Consider the following 17,180-nt stretch of genomic DNA (forward strand, 5'->3'; position numbering starts at 1 on the left):
TGGATGTGTATTGGCACACCGGTCATTGGAGCAATCAAGATGATCCCACTTTCTCTCGAGACTCTAAGTCAACACTTAGGCGTGTATCGAGTCGGTGACGACGTCACCATCCAAGATTTAAGCAGTGATAGCCGTAAAATCGGCGCTGCAACCCTGTTTGTTGCCTTAAAGGGTGAGCGCTTTGACGGCCATGATTTTGCAGCAACAGCTATTGCGAACGGCGCAGCGGCGTTAATGGTTGAGCGTGAGTTAGCTTTTGATATCCCGCAGCTCATAGTGGCTGATTGTCAAAAAGCCATGGGTGCGATTGGTGCTTATGTTCGTGACCAGATCAATCCGATTTGTGTTGCTTTGACTGGCTCAAACGGCAAAACCAGCGTGAAGGAAATGATCGCGACCATTCTGTCGGCAAAGCATCAAATCCTCTATACCGCTGGCAATTTTAATAATGAGATTGGTGTGCCGCTCACTTTGCTGCGTTTAACGCCAGAGGATGAGTTTGGGATATTCGAGCTCGGCGCTAACCATAAAGGTGAAATCGATTACACCTCGGGACTTGTGCGTCCAAACGTCGCGCTGGTGAATAACGTCGGCAGCGCCCATTTAGAAGGATTTGGATCACAAGCAGGTGTCGCACAGGCGAAGTCAGAGATTTTTAATCATCTGCAGGCCGATGGCACTGCCATCATTAACGCCGATGATGCCTTCGCTGATTTTATGAGCGTTAAGGCAAGACCTTATAAGCAACTGAGCTTCTCCCAGCAAGATGGCGCCGCTAAACGTCATATCGACGTGATAGCGACAGGCCATAAGACTAATGCGGATGGTTGCTATCGTTTTATGCTCAATTATTTAGGTGAATCTTGCCAAGTGGTATTGCCGTTGGCGGGTCGTCATCAGGTGAGTAATGCTCTCGCCGCTGCAAGTGTTTGTATTGCTTTGGGATTGAGTTTGACTGAAATATCTGAAGGCTTGAGCCAATTAACGCCAGTGAAAGGACGTATGCAGCCGAGTCAATTGGGACGCGTGCGTCTAATCGACGATAGCTATAACGCAAATCCTGTCTCCGTTGGCGCGGCGATCGCTTGGTTAAAGGAAATTTCTGAAAATCGCTGTCTGGTACTGGGAGATTTAGGAGAATTAGGCGACAATGCGCCCCTTTTACACGCTGAACTAGGGCAACTGGCCAAGCAACAGGGGATTGATGCCTTGTTTTGTACCGGAACTTTAAGTCAGCACACGAGCCAAGCTTTCGGTGCGGAGCACTATGACAGTGTGGCGACGTTAGTAGAAAAACTTATAAAGCATATAAACCAGTTGCCGGGACAGGTAACGGTTCTCGTTAAAGGTTCACGTAGCGCCGCCATGGAGCGGGTCGTGGATGGCCTAACAGTAGCCTTCGGGCGTGGGGAGTTAGTGTAAATGCTGGTATATCTGGCCGAGTATTTAACCCGTTTTCATACCGGGTTTAACGTGTTTTCCTATGTGACATTTCGAGCCATTTTAGGCTTATTGACCGCATTGGTTTTTAGCTTATGGTTTGGTCCTAAACTGATTGAACGTTTGCAATTACTGCAAATTGGTCAGGTTGTGCGTAACGATGGTCCAGAATCACATTTTAGTAAGCGTGGCACGCCGACTATGGGTGGCTTGCTGATATTGGCTGCTATTTTCATCAGCGTGTTGCTGTGGGGCGATCTCGGTAGCCGCTATGTGTGGGTCATGCTGTTTGTACTCGGCAGTTTCGGTTTGATCGGTTTTATCGACGATTATCGCAAAGTGGTGCGTAAAGACACTAAAGGCTTGATCGCGCGCTGGAAGTACATTCTGCAATCTTTGGCTGCGCTGCTTATTGCTTTTTTCCTGTATGCCACGGCGGCCAATCCAGGCGAAACCCAGTTAGTGGTTCCTTTCTTTAAAGACGTGATGCCGCAACTCGGCGCCGTATTTATCGTATTGGCGTACTTCACTATTGTGGGTTCGAGCAATGCGGTGAACTTAACCGATGGTCTCGATGGTTTGGCGATTATGCCGACGGTAATGGTCGCGGCGGCGTTTGCGTTGATCGCTTATTTATCCGGTCACGCGCAGTTTGCGAACTACTTACATATTCCGCATTTACCTGGCTCGGGTGAGTTAGTGATCGTCTGTACCGCCATTGTCGGAGCGGGTCTAGGCTTTTTATGGTTCAACACTTATCCCGCGCAAGTCTTCATGGGCGATGTGGGTTCACTGTCATTAGGTGCTGCACTGGGCACGATCGCAGTGCTTGTTCGCCAAGAAATTTTATTAGTGATCATGGGCGGCGTGTTCGTGATGGAAACCCTGTCAGTGATTCTGCAGGTGGGTTCGTACAAGTTACGCGGCCAGCGTATTTTCCGCATGGCGCCGATACACCATCACTATGAGTTAAAAGGTTGGCCTGAACCTCGAGTGATAGTGCGTTTTTGGATTATCTCGATATTCCTCGTCTTACTTGGCTTAGCCACGTTGAAGTTAAGGTAATTGGTTATGCAAAATCAGTATTCACACATAGTGTTAGGTTTAGGGGCAACGGGCTTGTCCGTGGTGCGCTATTTGTGTGGAAAGGGCATTACGCCATTGGTGATGGACAGTCGTCGGCAGCCTCCGGGCGCCGAAACATTAGCAACGTCTTTTCCTGATGTGAAGCTGATTTCTGGCGGATTCGATTGCCGTTATCTTGTGCAAGCGACGCAGATCATTATTAGTCCCGGCATTGCTACTTATACCCCAGAGGTGCGTGCCGCTGTGGATATGGGCATTGAGGTGATTGGCGATGTGGAGCTATTTGCCCGTGAGATTGCTGACCGTAAACCTTGTGTGATTGGTATTACTGGCTCTAACGGAAAATCGACCGTCACTACGTTGGTGGGCGAGATGGCAAGGGAAGCGGGTATTGCTGTTGCCGTCGGAGGTAATATCGGTGTGCCTGCGCTGGATTTGCTGCATGAAAATGCGGACTTATTTGTGCTTGAGTTGTCGAGCTTTCAATTGGAAACCACCCACAGCCTTAAGTGTGTGGTGGCGACCTGTTTGAATATCAGCGAAGACCACATGGACAGATACAGTGACATTGATGCCTACCGCGAGGCTAAATTACGTTTATACAAACAAACCCGTGCCGTACTCTTTAATCGTGACGATAAACTGACCGTACCGCCAGAACCAATGAACCAAAATAGTTTTGGTTTAGCTGCGCCAGAAGCGGACGAATGGGGCATCAGCGACAGCAAGATTTATCACGGCAGCAGCGAAATAATGCCGATCACTGAAGTCTCGCTGATTGGCAGTCATAACCATGCCAACCTACTTGCGGCGATGGCGCTTGTGGATGTCGTCGGTGTCGATAAGCACGTTATGGCAAAAGTGGCGCGTACTTTTACTGGCTTATCCCATCGCTGTGAAGTGGTTGGTATTAAGAATGGCGTGACCTATGTCAATGACTCTAAAGCGACAAATGTCGGTGCCACAGTCGCCGCGCTCGATGGCTTGAGTGACCACTTAGGCGATATTATTTTGATTGCTGGCGGTGACGGTAAAGGGGCTGATTTTAAGCCTTTAGCTGTGGCTTTAGCTAAAGTGACGCACCTCATCACCTTAGGCCGCGATGGTAAAAAGATTGCTGCATTGAAAGACGGCTCGATAAGAGTCGACACTATGGCTGCTGCGGTAGCGAAAGCCGCTGAATTGGCAACCTCTGGTGATATCGTTTTATTATCGCCAGCCTGCGCCAGTTTAGATATGTACAGTAACTTCATGGCTCGAGGTGATGATTTTAGAAACCTCGTGGGACAACTTAATGGCGAGTGATGCAAGACAACTTAGCCTATTTGGGCGTTTGCGTTTAGCAATACCCAATTGGCAACGTGATACCGAAGTTCCGGGCGTGCAATTGTACGACCGTGCTTTGCTCGCGGCTGTGTTGTCTTTGATTAGCTTCGGCTTTGTAATGGTGATGTCAGCCTCTATGCCTGAAGCGCAAACGCTCACGGGGAACCCATTTTATTTTATGACTCGCCATGTGGGTTATTTAGTGGGTTGCTTATTCATTGCGGCATTTGTGCTAAGAGTAGAGATGCAGACTTGGCAGCGCTGGAGCCCCATGTTGTTGTTGATTGTGGGTTTGATGTTGTTGGCTGTATTGGTGGTTGGCACTACGGTAAACGGTGCAACGCGTTGGTTATCCATAGGCCCTATTCGTATCCAGGTGGCGGAAGTCGCTAAATTTGCCTTCGCCATCTATATGGCGGGTTACTTAGTGAGGCGTCATCAGGAAGTGCGCGAGAATGCTAAAGGCTTCTATAAGCCGATTGCAGTATTTGCGATTTACGCTGTGCTGATTTTGATGCAGCCCGACTTAGGTACTGTGGTGGTGCTATTTGTTGGAACGGTTGGTTTATTGTTCTTAGCCGGTGCGCGTTTACTCGATTTCTTTGCCTTGATTTTTGCGGGCGTATTGGCGTTCGTGGCCCTAGTACTATTGGAACCGTATCGTATCCGCCGAGTGACCTCCTTTATGGATCCTTGGCAAGATCCCTTCGGTAGCGGTTACCAGTTGACTCAATCTTTGATGGCCTATGGTCGAGGTGATTGGTTTGGCCAAGGGCTCGGAAATAGTATTCAAAAATTAGAATATTTACCCGAAGCGCACACAGACTTTATCTTTGCCGTGATCGGGGAAGAATTGGGCTTTATCGGCATTATCGCTGTGTTATCTGTATTGCTATTTGTGGCGCTGAGATCGATTCGTTTAGGTAATTTGTGTTTAGCCATGGATAAGCCATTTGAAGGTTATTTAGGTTATGCCATCGGTATTTGGATTTGTTTCCAGACTGTGGTGAATGTCGGCGCGAGTATCGGCATGTTGCCAACCAAAGGGCTGACATTACCTTTTATCAGTTACGGTGGTAGTAGTTTATGGGTCATGACTGCGGCAGCGATGATGTTGCTGCGCATTGATTACGAGCGGCGCATGACATTAGTTCAGGCCGTGCAAGGGAGATTGAAGTGATGACTCCAACAGGAAAACGTATTTTAGTCATGGCGGGTGGTACGGGAGGACATGTGTTCCCGGCACTGGCGGTGGCTAAGTATTTAGCTCAACAGGGTTGGCAAGTGCGTTGGTTAGGCACGGCAGATCGTATGGAGGCGCGTTTAGTGCCCCAGTATGGATTTGATATTGATTTCATCGATATCAAAGGTGTGCGCGGTAATGGTTTGATCCGAAAACTCGCGGCGCCATTTAAAGTGGTGCGTTCAATATTGCAGGCTAAGGCCGTGATTGCTGAGTTTAAACCCGATGTGGTCCTTGGCATGGGCGGATTCGCCAGTGGCCCAGGTGGTGTTGCGGCAAGATTAGCCGGTATTCCACTGGTGCTGCATGAACAAAATGCTATCCCAGGGATGACAAACAAGTTGTTGTCGCGGATTGCGACGCAAGTGTTATGCGCTTTTAAAAATACCTTTACCACAGTGAAGGCCAAGGTCGTTGGTAATCCGATTCGCCAAGAACTGATTGCCTTAGGTGTAGAACCTAAGCATGAGGCTGATGAAGCCTTAAAAGTGCTCGTGGTCGGTGGCAGCCTTGGCGCCAAAGTATTTAACGATCTTATGCCAGAAGCGGTTGCGATACTGAGTCAGCAGCAGTCTGTGACGGTTTGGCATCAAGTGGGTAAAGATAATCTTACGGGCGTGAAGGCGGCATATCAGCAACAAGGACAAGATGGTGGCGTGAATATCGCTGAGTTTATCGACGATATGGAAGCCGCCTATCGCTGGGCTGATGTGGTATTGTGCCGAGCTGGCGCCTTGACTGTGTCTGAGTTAGCGGCGGTTGGGCTACCGAGTATTCTGGTACCTTATCCCCATGCAGTGGATGATCATCAAACCCGTAACGCTCAAGTATTGGTTGAGGCTGGCGCAGCTTTCCTATTGCCACAGGCCATCTTGGACGTGAATAAACTGGCGAACAAATTACAGTTGCTCGCCAATGACAGAACAGAATTAGCCCGTATGGGCCAAAGAGCGAGAGACGTTGCGGTACTGGATGCGACTGAACAAGTTGCCGCAGTGTGCATCAGCCTTGCTGAGAAAGGATAAGCATGACTAAGACAGAAAGATACGCACAACTGAGAAGCATGATCCCAGAAATGCGCCGTATTAAGCGTATTCACTTCGTCGGCATTGGCGGCGCGGGCATGGGCGGGATCGCCGAAGTGTTAGTGAACGAAGGCTATCAGGTGAGTGGTTCGGATATTGCGCAAAATGCCGTGACCGACAGATTGTGTTTACTCGGTGCCAAGATCCAAATTGGTCATGCCGCTGAAAACGTGCAGCAAGTGGATGTGGTCGTCATATCAACCGCGATTAATCTGGAAAATCCAGAAATCCTTGCCGCTAAAGAATTACGTATTCCTATTGTGCGTCGTGCTGAGATGTTAGCCGAGTTGATGCGTTATCGACATGGTGTCGCGATTGCGGGCACCCATGGTAAAACCACGACAACGAGTCTTATCGCCAGCGTTTATGGTCAAGCTGGGCGGGACCCAACCTTTGTGATTGGTGGCTTGCTTAACAGTGCCGGTACCAATGCCAGATTAGGTACCAGCCGTTATTTGATTGCCGAAGCCGATGAGAGTGATGCGAGCTTTTTGCATTTGCAGCCTATGGTCAGTGTGGTGACCAACATCGAAGCTGATCATATGGATACTTATGGCGGTGATTTTGAAAAACTGAAATCGACTTTTGTGGATTTTTTGCACAACTTGCCGTTCTACGGTGTGGCTGTGGTGTGTATCGATGATGCCGTCGTGCGTGAGATTCTGCCGCGTATTGGCCGTAAACACGTGACCTATGGTTTCAGTGACGATGCGGACGTGCAAGCACTTAATTTTAGCCAGCAAGGTCATCAGTGCCGTTTTACTGTTAGACGTAAAGCTAAAGAAGATCTCGATCTGGTGTTGAATTTACCGGGCCAACATAATGTGCTCAATGCGTTAGCTGCCATTGCGGTGGCGACTGAAGATGAAATCGACGATAACGCTATTACTCAGGCTTTAGTGGAGTTCCAAGGTATAGGGCGTCGTTTCCAGCATTTAGGCAAATTTGCCACGCCGAAGGGCGAAGTCATGTTAGTGGATGATTATGGTCATCATCCCAGCGAAGTTGCGGCGACCATTAAAGCTGCGCGCGCAGGATGGCCTGATAGACGTTTGGTCATGGCGTATCAGCCGCACAGATACACTCGTACCCGTGATTTGTATGAGGATTTTGTGGAAGTGTTATCACAAGTGGATTGCTTATTGTTACTCGATATTTATAGTGCGGGTGAAGCGCCGATCACAGGTGCGGATGGTCGCGCATTATGTCGTTCAATTCGCTTGCGTGGTCAGCTAGATCCGATCTTTATCGCAAGCCCAGATCTGCTTGCAGAAGTGCTGCCCGATGTATTGCAGGACGGGGATTTATTACTCACCCAAGGTGCGGGTAATATTGGCGCCCTGTCACGACAGTTAGCGTCGTCTGGATTAGGGTTTGCTGTGGTGGAATTACCTGCGCAAGCAAGCTGATCTTTAGCGCTTGATCTGCGAGAAAAAGGAAATTTTGACCAAAGGATTTTGGTCTATATAATGGCCGGTTTTCTGTGGTTTTTAATGGGTGTCGTTAAAGGTGGGATGAAGCGTGTCTTGGAGTGATAAGAGGCGGCACTGGCGGGCAAGAATGTCACGGTTTAATTGGTATCAATGGAGTGGGGCTGGCTTTTTATTCTTCATCGTAGCCAGTTTTGTATTTGGTGGCTATCAGTTACATAAATTTTTGAATGATGCCAGCAACTTGCCGATTGAGGCCGTTGCCATCAAAGGTGAGCGGGTTTACACCGCAGATAAAGATATACAAGTAGCACTACAGCATTTAATGCAGCGCAGTTTTTTTAGTGCTGACATTACCTTAGTGCAGCAGGCGTTAGAAGCTTTACCTTGGGTGTATCGCGCATCGGTAAGGCGTGAGTGGCCAGCGAAACTCAGGGTGTATTTGCAAGAGCAACAACCCGCAGCTCATTGGAATGGTGACTTGTGGTTGAACGTGCATGGAGAAGTATTCGAAGCGCCATCGCACCCAGAGCTTGAGCATTTACCGCAGTTATCTGGACCAAATGATATGGGCCTTGAGGTGTTGACTGTCTATGCACAGATCAACTCCCTACTAAAGATTAATGGCTTTACCTTAGCCAGTTTGAATTTAACGCCACGACATGCGTGGCACGCGACCCTTGGAAACGGTATCGTTTTAGATTTGGGTCGAGAAGATAAAATTGCACGGATACAACGATTTATTACTGTTTATCCGGTTTTGGCGAAACAAGAGAAATCCGTTGCCAGAGTAGATTTGCGCTACGACACAGGGTTGGCCGTAGGCTGGGGCGATGCACAAACAAGAGAGCCGATAATTAATGATCAAAAACCAAGATAGAAACCTTATCGTCGGATTGGACATAGGAACCTCTAAGGTCGCAGTGATCATAGGCGAAGTTCTGCCCGATGGCGAAATTAGCATAGTCGGCCTTGGTAACCATCCCTCAAGGGGAATGGATAAAGGTGGCGTGAACGATTTAGATTCGATAGTTCGCAGTGTGCAACGTGCGCTCGATCAAGCGGAATTAATGGCGGATTGCCAAGTGTCATCGGTTTACTTGAGTATTTCGGGTAAACACATCGCCTGCCAAAATGAAAACGGCATGGTATCGATCAATGATGAAGAAGTGACACAGGAAGATGTTGATAACGTGATCCATACGGCTCGCTCGGTGAAGATCCCGACCGAACGTCGCATTTTACACGTGCTGCCGCAGGAATATGCAATCGACGTTCAAGACGGTATTCGCAGCCCAATCGGTATGTCCGGTATGCGTATGGAGGCCAAGGTACACATAGTGACCTGCGCCAATGATATGGCGAAGAATATTACTAAGAGCGTTGAGCGTTGTGGCCTTAAGGTTGACGACTTAGTGTTCTCTGGGATTGCTTCAGCCGATGCTGTGTTGACCTTCGATGAGAAAGATTTAGGTGTGTGTATCGTCGATATCGGCGGTGGCACTACGGATATCGCGGTATATACCAATGGCGCCTTGCGTCATTGTGCGGTTGTACCGGTTGCTGGTAACCAAGTGACGAATGACATTGCGAAGATTTTCCGCACGCCATCGTCACATGCTGAACAAATTAAAGTGCAGTTCGCCTGTGCTCGCAGTTCTATGGTGAGCCGCGAAGACAGTATTGAAGTGCCATCGGTAGGTGGTCGTCCATCGCGGAGCATGTCACGTCACACGCTCGCCGAAGTGGTTGAACCAAGATACCAAGAGCTGTTTGAGCTTGTGCTTAAAGAGTTGAAAGACAGTGGGTTAGAAGATCAAATCGCCGCAGGTATTGTGCTCACAGGTGGCACAGCGTCGATTCAAGGTGTGGTCGATATTGCGGAAGCGACTTTTGGCATGCCAGTTCGCGTAGCGTCACCGCTACCGATCAAAGGTTTATATGAATACGTGGACCAGTCTATTTACTCCACTGGAGTCGGACTGCTTCATTACGGCGCACGACGGGTGATCGAACGTCAGTTCGAACGTCCTGAGCGCCAAGGGGTAACTAGCGCTTGGAATCGGGTCCAAAGCTGGTTTAAGGGCGAATTTTAATTTTCATAACGCAGGCAACACGGAGATCAGACAATGTTTGAGATCATGGATACTCACTCAGACGACGCGGTGATTAAAGTCATCGGCGTTGGCGGCGGCGGCGGTAACGCTGTCGAACATATGGTCAAACACAACATTGAAGGTGTTGAGTTTATCGTTACCAATACAGACGCTCAGGCCCTGAGAAAATCAGGCGCTGGCTCAACAATTCAATTAGGACGCGATGTCACTAAAGGTCTTGGAGCAGGGGCAAACCCAGATGTGGGTCGTGCTGCAGCTGAAGAAGACCGCGAAAACATTCGTGCGGCAATCAAAGGTTCTGACATGATCTTTATCGCTGCCGGTATGGGCGGTGGTACAGGTACAGGTGCTGCACCTGTTGTGGCTCAAATCGCACGTGAAGAAGGTATTCTGACCGTTGCGGTTGTGACTAAGCCTTTCCCATTCGAAGGGAAAAAACGTATGGCTTACGCTGAGCAAGGTATTGCTGAGCTGGCTAAGCACGTGGATTCGTTAATCACGATCCCGAACGAAAAATTATTAAAAGTATTGGGCCGTGGTACTTCTTTACTCGATGCGTTCGCCGCAGCGAATAACGTGTTACTTGGTGCGGTACAAGGTATTGCCGAGCTTATCACTCGTCCTGGTCTGATTAACGTCGACTTCGCCGACGTGAAGACTGTGATGTCTGAAATGGGTAATGCCATGATGGGTACAGGCGTCGCTCGCGGTGAAGACCGTGCTGAAGAAGCGGCCGAAGCTGCTGTTGCCAGCCCATTATTAGAAGACATCGACTTAGCCGGTGCGCGTGGTGTGTTAGTTAACATTACTGCGGGTATGGATATGAGTATCGAAGAATTCGAAACTGTCGGTAATCATGTTAAGGCTTATGCCTCTGACAACGCGACTGTGGTTGTTGGTGCTGTCATCGACCCAGAAATGAGTGATGAGCTGCGTGTAACGGTTGTTGCTACGGGTATCGGTGCTGAAAAGCGTCCTGATATCCAATTGGTTTCTAAACCTGCACCTCGTCCAGAGCCTGTAGTGGTTGAACCAAAAGTCGAAGCCTATGTCGAAGAAGCTGCACATGTGAACTATGCAGCGCCAAAAGGCAACGTGTTGCCAGCGGCTCCGCAGCCAGCTCCTACGCCTGCACCATCGACAAAGCATGAATTGGATTATCTTGATATTCCAGCATTTTTGCGTAAGCAAGCCGACTAGCGAGAGCGTTTGAGTCCAGCGTAATATGTGAGGTGTTGTTCGTTTTGGGCAATACCACAACATAGCTGCATTTGTGTGACATAATAAAGTTATGTTATTATGTTGAACCAGTGCGGCTCGATTTGCCGACGCTGAGTGTACAAATATTAGGCTTTATAATTGGCATATAAACGGGTAACTGAATGATATTTCAACGAACTGTTCAGAAAATGGTGAAAACAACTGGTGTCGGATTGCATTCTGGCAACAAGGTCACTTTGAGCATTATGCCCGCGCCCGTTAATTCAGGGATCGTACTCGTGCGCACCGATTTGAGTCCTGCCGTCGCCATCCCAGCGAAGGCGGAGCAAGTTCGTGAAACCACTATGTGTACGGCACTTGTCAATGACGAAGGTATTCGTATCTCGACCATTGAGCATTTATTTGCAGCACTTGCGGGTTTAGGCATAGATAACGCTGTAATCGAAGTGGACGCGCCTGAAATTCCTATTATGGATGGCAGTGCAAGCCCATTCGTCTTCTTGTTGCAGTCTGCGGGTATTAAAGAGCAGGCCGCGCCTAAGAAGTACTTAAAGATTAAGCGCCCTGTGCGCGTTGAAGATGGCGATAAATGGGCCGAGTTAAAACCGTTTAAAGGTTTTAGAGTCAATTTTAAAATTGATTTTGCGCATCCAGAAATCGCTCGTAGCCAACAGCATGTGGTGATGGACTTTTCAACTTCTGCTTTCGTGAAAGATATCAGCCGCGCCCGTACTTTTGGGTTTATGCGTGATATCGAATATTTGCGAGCTAACAACCTAGCGTTGGGCGGCAGCATGGAAAACGCTGTTGTACTTGATGAATATCGCGTCCTTAATCCCGACGGCCTGCGTTATGAGGACGAATTTGTTAAGCACAAAATTCTAGATGCGTTTGGTGATTTATATGTGGCTGGGCACGCTATTTTAGGTGAGTTCACTGCGTATAAAACCGGTCATGCGTTGAACAACCAATTGGTGCGTGCTTTACTGGCGCAACAAGATGCGTGGGAGTTGGTCAGCTTCGAAAAAGAAGCCGATGTCCCCGTCAGCTTTACCGTACCAGGTGGCGCTGTATTTGCTTAAAAAGCGGTAAGATTATTTATTACGGCTGGCCAATGAGGCCAGCCGTTTTAGTTTTTCGCCCAGTGAACCGCCAATATTTTCCGCTAATGCTGCAATGTGCTCCGCTGCTGCTGGGCTTAATTCTTTATGTCCCTGTTTAGGCTTTGCGTCATACATTGCTAATCTCGGGTTGACTTTAACTTCAATTGCGGTAAGGATTGGGAGCGTTTCTGCTTGAAGCTGGGTTAATAGCTTCGGCTTTTGGAAATTAATTCGCGCAGCCCAGGCTGCCGAAGTGGTTTCAACCACAAGAACACCCTGGCGGAAATTAGCGACTTTTAGTTGCTCCGCAACAGGACCTGCAATAATCTGCTTCACATGCTGATCCAGATACATAAGTAGTTCCGCTTTCTCAGCAAGGTCGGGTAATTTTCCCGATTGATGCAGTAATTGGCTGAGATCTTGAGGGGGCTTTTTCATATGATAATAAGATGGCTGAATTAGGCTATGAGTGTAACAGTATTTATTCAAGGTCGGAATGGCGTCACACGCTGGCAGCCCAGTAAACGCTGGTTGCTACTTCCAATACTATTGTTGGCCACTGGGTCCGGTATTTATCAACACAACTCCGCTCGATTTCAAGATCAGCAAGCCAGTGTCGATAACGATCGTCTCGTGCGCGAACAGCAAAAGAAACAAGTCTTAGAGCTTAAAAGTGCTACTGAGTCTCAACTGGCTATGCTTGTGACTCATGTTGCACGTATGCAAGCCAAGATCACCCGTCTCGAAGCTTTAGGTCAACAGGTCGCTCAGCAGAATAAGTTGGATGAAGATTTTGATTTTTCATCCGAGGTTGGTGTGGGTGGTTTGAGCGAACTAGGCACTAACATCGAGCTCGGACAGCTTATCGACGATATGGATAAGTTGGCATCACGAATTGACAATAATAATGTTCAGCTTTCACTACTTGAAACAGTGTCATCTAACCACCATATAGATGATGAACGTTATATATCAGGTATCCCGCTCGATAAAGGTTGGTTATCGTCGCCCTACGGATTACGTAATGACCCTTTCAACGGTCGCAGGTCTGTGCATAAGGGGATTGATTTTACCGGTCGAGAAGGAGCTAAAGTTGTTGCGACTGCTGCAGGCGTGGTGACTTTTGCTGGAAATATGTTCGGTTATGGCGAATTGGTTGAAATCGACCATGGTAACGGTTTGCATACGCGTTATGGCCATAATAAAGCTTTGTCAGTGACTGTAGGTGATGTGGTCGCAAAAGGCGATGCTATCGCCAGTATGGGAAGCACTGGGCGCTCAACTGGGGCTCATGTGCATTATGAAGTGTTGCGCGGCGGACAGCAGATAGATCCACAAAAGTTTGTCTACCGCAAAGCAAGTTAATTGAAACATTGGCTTCTAGTTTCCATCATGGACTTGGCCTACAGAGAATAAGTGATTCAGATGTTTGGTAAATTACTGACAAAAGTATTTGGTAGTCGCAACGACCGCACCCTTAAAGGGCTTCAAAAGATCGTTATTAGCATTAACGCATTAGAAGCTGATTATGAAAAATTAACCGATGAAGCATTAAAGGCGAAAACCGCAGAGTTCCGTGAGCGTTTAGCTGCTGGAGCTTCATTAGATAGCATCATGGCTGAAGCCTTTGCGACAGTACGCGAAGCGTCTAAGCGTGTATTTGATATGCGTCATTTCGACGTACAGTTACTCGGCGGTATGGTACTCGACAGCAACCGTATTGCTGAAATGCGTACGGGTGAAGGTAAAACCTTAACGGCAACCTTACCCGCCTACTTAAACGCATTGACAGGCAAAGGCGTCCACGTGATTACAGTGAACGATTACTTGGCACGTCGTGATGCCGAGAATAACCGCCCACTGTTTGAGTTCCTTGGTTTAACCGTAGGAATCAACGTCGCAGGTATTGGCCAACATGAGAAGAAATCTGCCTATAACGCCGATATCACTTACGGGACCAACAACGAGTTTGGTTTCGATTATCTGCGCGATAACATGGCGTTTTCACCGCAAGAACGGGTCCAACGTCCGTTGCACTACGCCCTAATCGATGAAGTGGATTCAATCTTAATCGACGAGGCGCGTACGCCGCTGATCATCTCTGGCGCCGCCGAAGATAGCTCTGAGCTATACATCAAGATCAACACCTTGATCCCTAATCTTATCCGTCAAGATAAAGAAGATACGGAAGAGTTTGTGGGTGAGGGCGACTACAGCATCGATGAAAAAGCCAAACAAGTGCATTTCACCGAGCGTGGCCAAGAAAAAGTAGAAAACCTGTTGATCGAGCGCGGCATGTTAGCCGAAGGCGACTCACTCTATTCTGCAGCTAATATTTCCCTGTTACACCACGTCAACGCGGCGCTTCGTGCGCACACGCTGTTTGAACGTGATGTGGATTACATAGTACAAGACAACGAAGTCATCATAGTCGATGAACACACGGGTCGTACTATGCCAGGTCGTCGTTGGTCGGAAGGCTTACATCAAGCCGTCGAAGCCAAAGAAGGCGTGCACATTCAAAACGAAAACCAAACATTGGCTTCAATTACCTTCCAGAACTACTTCCGTCAATACGAGAAGCTGGCAGGTATGACAGGTACAGCTGACACTGAAGCGTTTGAATTCCAACACATCTATGGATTAGACACAGTCGTTGTGCCGACTAACCGTCCAATGGTGCGTAAGGATATGGCGGATTTAGTTTATTTGACCGCCGATGAAAAATATCAAGCGATCATTAAAGACATTAAAGATTGCCGCGAACGTGGTCAGCCAGTATTGGTGGGTACTGTCTCAATCGAGCAGTCTGAACTGTTAGCGCGCTTAATGGTGCAGGAAAAGATCCCGCACGAAGTTTTAAATGCTAAATTCCACGAACGAGAAGCTGAAATCGTCGCGCAAGCTGGCCGTACTGGTTCTGTGACTATTGCGACGAACATGGCAGGTCGTGGTACCGATATCGTGCTTGGCGGCAACTGGAACATGGAAATCGATGAACTCGATAATCCAACAGCAGAGCAAAAAGCCAAGATCAAAGCCGATTGGCAAATTCGTCATGATGAAGTCGTTGCTGCGGGTGGTTTACATATCCTAGGTACAGAACGTCACGAATCACGCCGTATCGATAACCAGTTACGTGGTCGTGCGGGTCGTCAAGGTGACGCGGGTTCATCACGCTTCTACCTGTCGATGGAAGATAGCTTAATGCGTATCTTTGCCTCGGATCGTGTCTCTGGCATGATGAAAAAGCTGGGTATGGAAGAAGGCGAAGCGATCGAGCATCCATGGGTGTCTCGCGCAATCGAAAACGCTCAACGTAAAGTTGAAGCCCGTAACTTCGATATCCGTAAGCAATTACTCGAATTTGATGACGTCGCTAACGATCAACGCCAAGTGGTTTACGCCCAGCGCAATGAGTTGATGGATGCGGAAAGTATTGAAGATACTATCCAAAACATCCAAGACGATGTAATTGGCGCGGTAATCGATCAGTATATTCCGCCGCAATCAGTAGAAGAGCTGTGGGATATCCCGGGTTTAGAGCAACGTCTACACCAAGAATTTATGCTCAAATTACCTATCCAAGAATGGTTAGATAAAGAAGACGATCTGCATGAAGAGAGTCTACGTGAGCGTATTATCACTGCTTGGGGCGATGCGTATAAGGCAAAAGAAGAAATGGTTGGCGCGCAAGTGCTACGCCAGTTTGAAAAAGCCGTTATGCTACAAACGCTCGATGGCCTGTGGAAAGAACACTTAGCGGCGATGGATCATCTGCGCCAAGGTATCCACTTACGTGGTTACGCGCAGAAGAATCCAAAGCAAGAATATAAGCGTGAGTCGTTTGAGTTATTCCAACAACTATTGAATACCTTGAAACATGACGTCATCAGTGTGCTGTCGAAAGTACAAGTGCAGGCTCAGTCAGATGTGGAAGAAATGGAAGCGCGTCGTCGTGAAGAAGATGCCAAGATCCAGCGCGACTATCAACACGCAGCGGCAGAGTCGCTTGTTGGCGGTGGTGATGAGCATGAAGCTGTCACTGCGCAAGCACCGATGATCCGTGATGGTGACAAAGTGGGTCGCAACGATCCTTGTCCTTGTGGCTCTGGTCGTAAGTACAAACAATGCCACGGCAAGTTAAGTTAATCTGCTGACAGATTAGCCTACTGCCTACTGAATAAGTAGAATAGAACGCACACTAAAGGCAACTTATCTAAGTTGCCTTTTTATTTCCTCTTTAATAAGCCTAGCGCTTACTCTCGTGTCATCCGGATTACATTCTTACTCTTCTTTATATAGCTAATCGTCGTTATTCCCCATTGAACATCATTTCATTCTTATCGATAGCCATTAAAGCAAAGCCATCGCTGTAGCAAATTCAACCGTTAAAACCCATTTTGTGGATAAGTCTGAGGATAAAGTGGGGGTATTGTGTGACTAACTGAAAGTATTAAAAAAAGATCCATTTTTCTCAAAAAAGCCCTTGCGGACTTTCTCAATCTCCCTATAATGCGCATCCACTGACACGGCAGACAGCGAAACGCAAGTTAAGCAAAGAAAGCCAAGCAGTTCATCGGTTAGCAAGCTAAACGATGAGTGTTGAGAAAGTTGAAAAAACTACTTGACGCACTAACGGGAATGCGTAAAATACGCAGCCCTGACCCGCTGAAAACTCAGTGTGTGGTCAACGCTCTTTAACAATTTATCAAGCAAATCTGTGTGGACACTCACAGGTGTTGAGTTAATCGAAACTGCTTAGCCTTCGGGTTGGCAGTCAAAAATTTAAATCAATGTAACAATGAGTGTTCATAGTAATATGTACAGTTTGTTTCTTTAGCTAGAAACAAAAAATCAGAATTCATTGAGCCGCTGATTCCTTCGGGATGAAGCAACAAAACTTTAATTGAAGAGTTTGATCATGGCTCAGATTGAACGCTGGCGGCAGGCCTAACACATGCAAGTCGAGCGGCAGCACAAGGGAGTTTACTCCTGAGGTGGCGAGCGGCGGACGGGTGAGTAATGCCTAGGGATCTGCCCAGTCGAGGGGGATAACAGTTGGAAACGACTGCTAATACCGCATACGCCCTACGGGGGAAAGGAGGGGACCTTCGGGCCTTCCGCGA

13 protein-coding genes and 1 rRNA gene are annotated in these 17,180 nt (G+C 48.0%); 13 read left to right on the forward strand and 1 reads right to left on the reverse strand.

What is annotated here, in order from left to right; genetic code table 11:
- Positions 1–39: 39 nt before the first annotated feature.
- From murF to lpxC, 10 genes are all read left to right on the forward strand, one after another.
- Positions 40–1,422: a UDP-N-acetylmuramoyl-tripeptide--D-alanyl-D-alanine ligase gene (murF, locus tag KFE26_RS17695; protein ID WP_212601187.1), complete on the forward strand. Its 1,383-nt coding sequence runs from the start codon at positions 40–42 to the stop codon at positions 1,420–1,422.
- Positions 1,423–2,505 carry a phospho-N-acetylmuramoyl-pentapeptide-transferase gene (gene mraY / locus KFE26_RS17700; protein ID WP_006079891.1) on the forward strand — a complete coding sequence of 361 codons (1,083 nt, stop codon included), beginning with the start codon at positions 1,423–1,425 and terminating at the stop codon, positions 2,503–2,505.
- A 6-nt stretch (positions 2,506–2,511) separates the two neighbouring features.
- A complete protein-coding gene (gene murD / locus KFE26_RS17705; protein WP_212601188.1) occupies positions 2,512–3,831 on the forward strand; it encodes a UDP-N-acetylmuramoyl-L-alanine--D-glutamate ligase in 1,320 nt (439 codons plus the stop codon).
- Positions 3,821–5,032 (forward strand): cell division protein FtsW, encoded by a 1,212-nt coding sequence (ftsW, locus tag KFE26_RS17710; protein ID WP_113941076.1) that lies wholly within the window; start codon positions 3,821–3,823, stop codon positions 5,030–5,032. Before murD ends, ftsW begins: the two co-directional genes overlap by 11 nt.
- Positions 5,032–6,120 (forward strand): undecaprenyldiphospho-muramoylpentapeptide beta-N-acetylglucosaminyltransferase, encoded by a 1,089-nt coding sequence (gene murG, locus KFE26_RS17715; RefSeq protein WP_212601192.1) that lies wholly within the window; start codon positions 5,032–5,034, stop codon positions 6,118–6,120. Before ftsW ends, murG begins: the two co-directional genes overlap by 1 nt.
- Before the next feature lie 2 nt (positions 6,121–6,122).
- A complete protein-coding gene (murC, locus tag KFE26_RS17720; RefSeq protein WP_105251197.1) occupies positions 6,123–7,589 on the forward strand; it encodes a UDP-N-acetylmuramate--L-alanine ligase in 1,467 nt (488 codons plus the stop codon).
- 151 nt (positions 7,590–7,740) lie between these two features.
- On the forward strand, positions 7,741–8,490 hold the full coding sequence (locus KFE26_RS17725; protein ID WP_212601189.1) for a cell division protein FtsQ/DivIB: 750 nt from the start codon (positions 7,741–7,743) through the stop codon (positions 8,488–8,490).
- Positions 8,471–9,706, forward strand: coding sequence for a cell division protein FtsA (gene ftsA / locus KFE26_RS17730; protein WP_006079897.1), 1,236 nt, complete (start codon positions 8,471–8,473; stop codon positions 9,704–9,706). The genes KFE26_RS17725 and ftsA overlap by 20 nt, the downstream gene beginning before the upstream one ends.
- A 33-nt stretch (positions 9,707–9,739) precedes the next feature.
- Positions 9,740–10,927, forward strand: a complete 1,188-nt coding sequence (gene ftsZ, locus KFE26_RS17735) for a cell division protein FtsZ (RefSeq protein ID WP_106648312.1) — start codon at positions 9,740–9,742, stop codon at positions 10,925–10,927.
- Positions 10,928–11,109: 182 nt separating this feature from the next.
- Complete coding sequence (gene lpxC / locus KFE26_RS17740; RefSeq protein ID WP_011845621.1) at positions 11,110–12,030, forward strand: UDP-3-O-acyl-N-acetylglucosamine deacetylase; 921 nt, start codon at positions 11,110–11,112, stop codon at positions 12,028–12,030.
- Positions 12,031–12,042: 12 nt separating this feature from the next.
- On the opposite strand, the gene KFE26_RS17745 is transcribed toward lpxC, so the two are convergent.
- On the reverse strand, positions 12,043–12,489 hold the full coding sequence (locus KFE26_RS17745; protein WP_106648311.1) for a DUF721 domain-containing protein: 447 nt from the start codon (positions 12,487–12,489) through the stop codon (positions 12,043–12,045).
- Positions 12,490–12,516: 27 nt separating this feature from the next.
- Here KFE26_RS17745 and KFE26_RS17750 point away from each other — a divergent pair, with 27 nt between their 5' ends.
- From KFE26_RS17750 to KFE26_RS17760, 3 genes are all read left to right on the forward strand, one after another.
- The gene (locus KFE26_RS17750) at positions 12,517–13,416 is read left to right on the forward strand and encodes a M23 family metallopeptidase (protein ID WP_105251201.1); all 900 of its coding nucleotides are present in this window, start codon (positions 12,517–12,519) and stop codon (positions 13,414–13,416) included.
- Positions 13,417–13,476: 60 nt separating this feature from the next.
- On the forward strand, positions 13,477–16,203 hold the full coding sequence (secA, locus tag KFE26_RS17755) for a preprotein translocase subunit SecA (RefSeq protein WP_212601193.1): 2,727 nt from the start codon (positions 13,477–13,479) through the stop codon (positions 16,201–16,203).
- A 754-nt stretch (positions 16,204–16,957) separates the two neighbouring features.
- Positions 16,958–17,180 (forward strand): 16S ribosomal RNA (locus KFE26_RS17760); the annotation flags it as partial.

The organism is Shewanella sp. M16, from assembly GCF_018224605.1.
Taxonomy (GTDB): domain Bacteria; phylum Pseudomonadota; class Gammaproteobacteria; order Enterobacterales; family Shewanellaceae; genus Shewanella; species Shewanella oncorhynchi.

Bases quoted from the DNA above. Each gene is read 5' to 3' on its own strand.
- murF (WP_212601187.1), top strand. From the start codon at position 40: ATGATCCCACTTTCTCTCGAGACTCTAAGTCAACACTTAGGCGTGTAT.
- mraY (WP_006079891.1), top strand. From the start codon at position 1,423: ATGCTGGTATATCTGGCCGAGTATTTAACCCGTTTTCATACCGGGTTT.
- murD (WP_212601188.1), top strand. From the start codon at position 2,512: ATGCAAAATCAGTATTCACACATAGTGTTAGGTTTAGGGGCAACGGGC.
- ftsW (WP_113941076.1), top strand. From the start codon at position 3,821: ATGGCGAGTGATGCAAGACAACTTAGCCTATTTGGGCGTTTGCGTTTA.
- murG (WP_212601192.1), top strand. From the start codon at position 5,032: ATGACTCCAACAGGAAAACGTATTTTAGTCATGGCGGGTGGTACGGGA.
- murC (WP_105251197.1), top strand. From the start codon at position 6,123: ATGACTAAGACAGAAAGATACGCACAACTGAGAAGCATGATCCCAGAA.
- KFE26_RS17725 (WP_212601189.1), top strand. From the start codon at position 7,741: ATGTCACGGTTTAATTGGTATCAATGGAGTGGGGCTGGCTTTTTATTC.
- ftsA (WP_006079897.1), top strand. From the start codon at position 8,471: ATGATCAAAAACCAAGATAGAAACCTTATCGTCGGATTGGACATAGGA.
- ftsZ (WP_106648312.1), top strand. From the start codon at position 9,740: ATGTTTGAGATCATGGATACTCACTCAGACGACGCGGTGATTAAAGTC.
- lpxC (WP_011845621.1), top strand. From the start codon at position 11,110: ATGATATTTCAACGAACTGTTCAGAAAATGGTGAAAACAACTGGTGTC.
- KFE26_RS17745 (WP_106648311.1), bottom strand. From the start codon at position 12,489: ATGAAAAAGCCCCCTCAAGATCTCAGCCAATTACTGCATCAATCGGGA.
- KFE26_RS17750 (WP_105251201.1), top strand. From the start codon at position 12,517: ATGAGTGTAACAGTATTTATTCAAGGTCGGAATGGCGTCACACGCTGG.
- secA (WP_212601193.1), top strand. From the start codon at position 13,477: ATGTTTGGTAAATTACTGACAAAAGTATTTGGTAGTCGCAACGACCGC.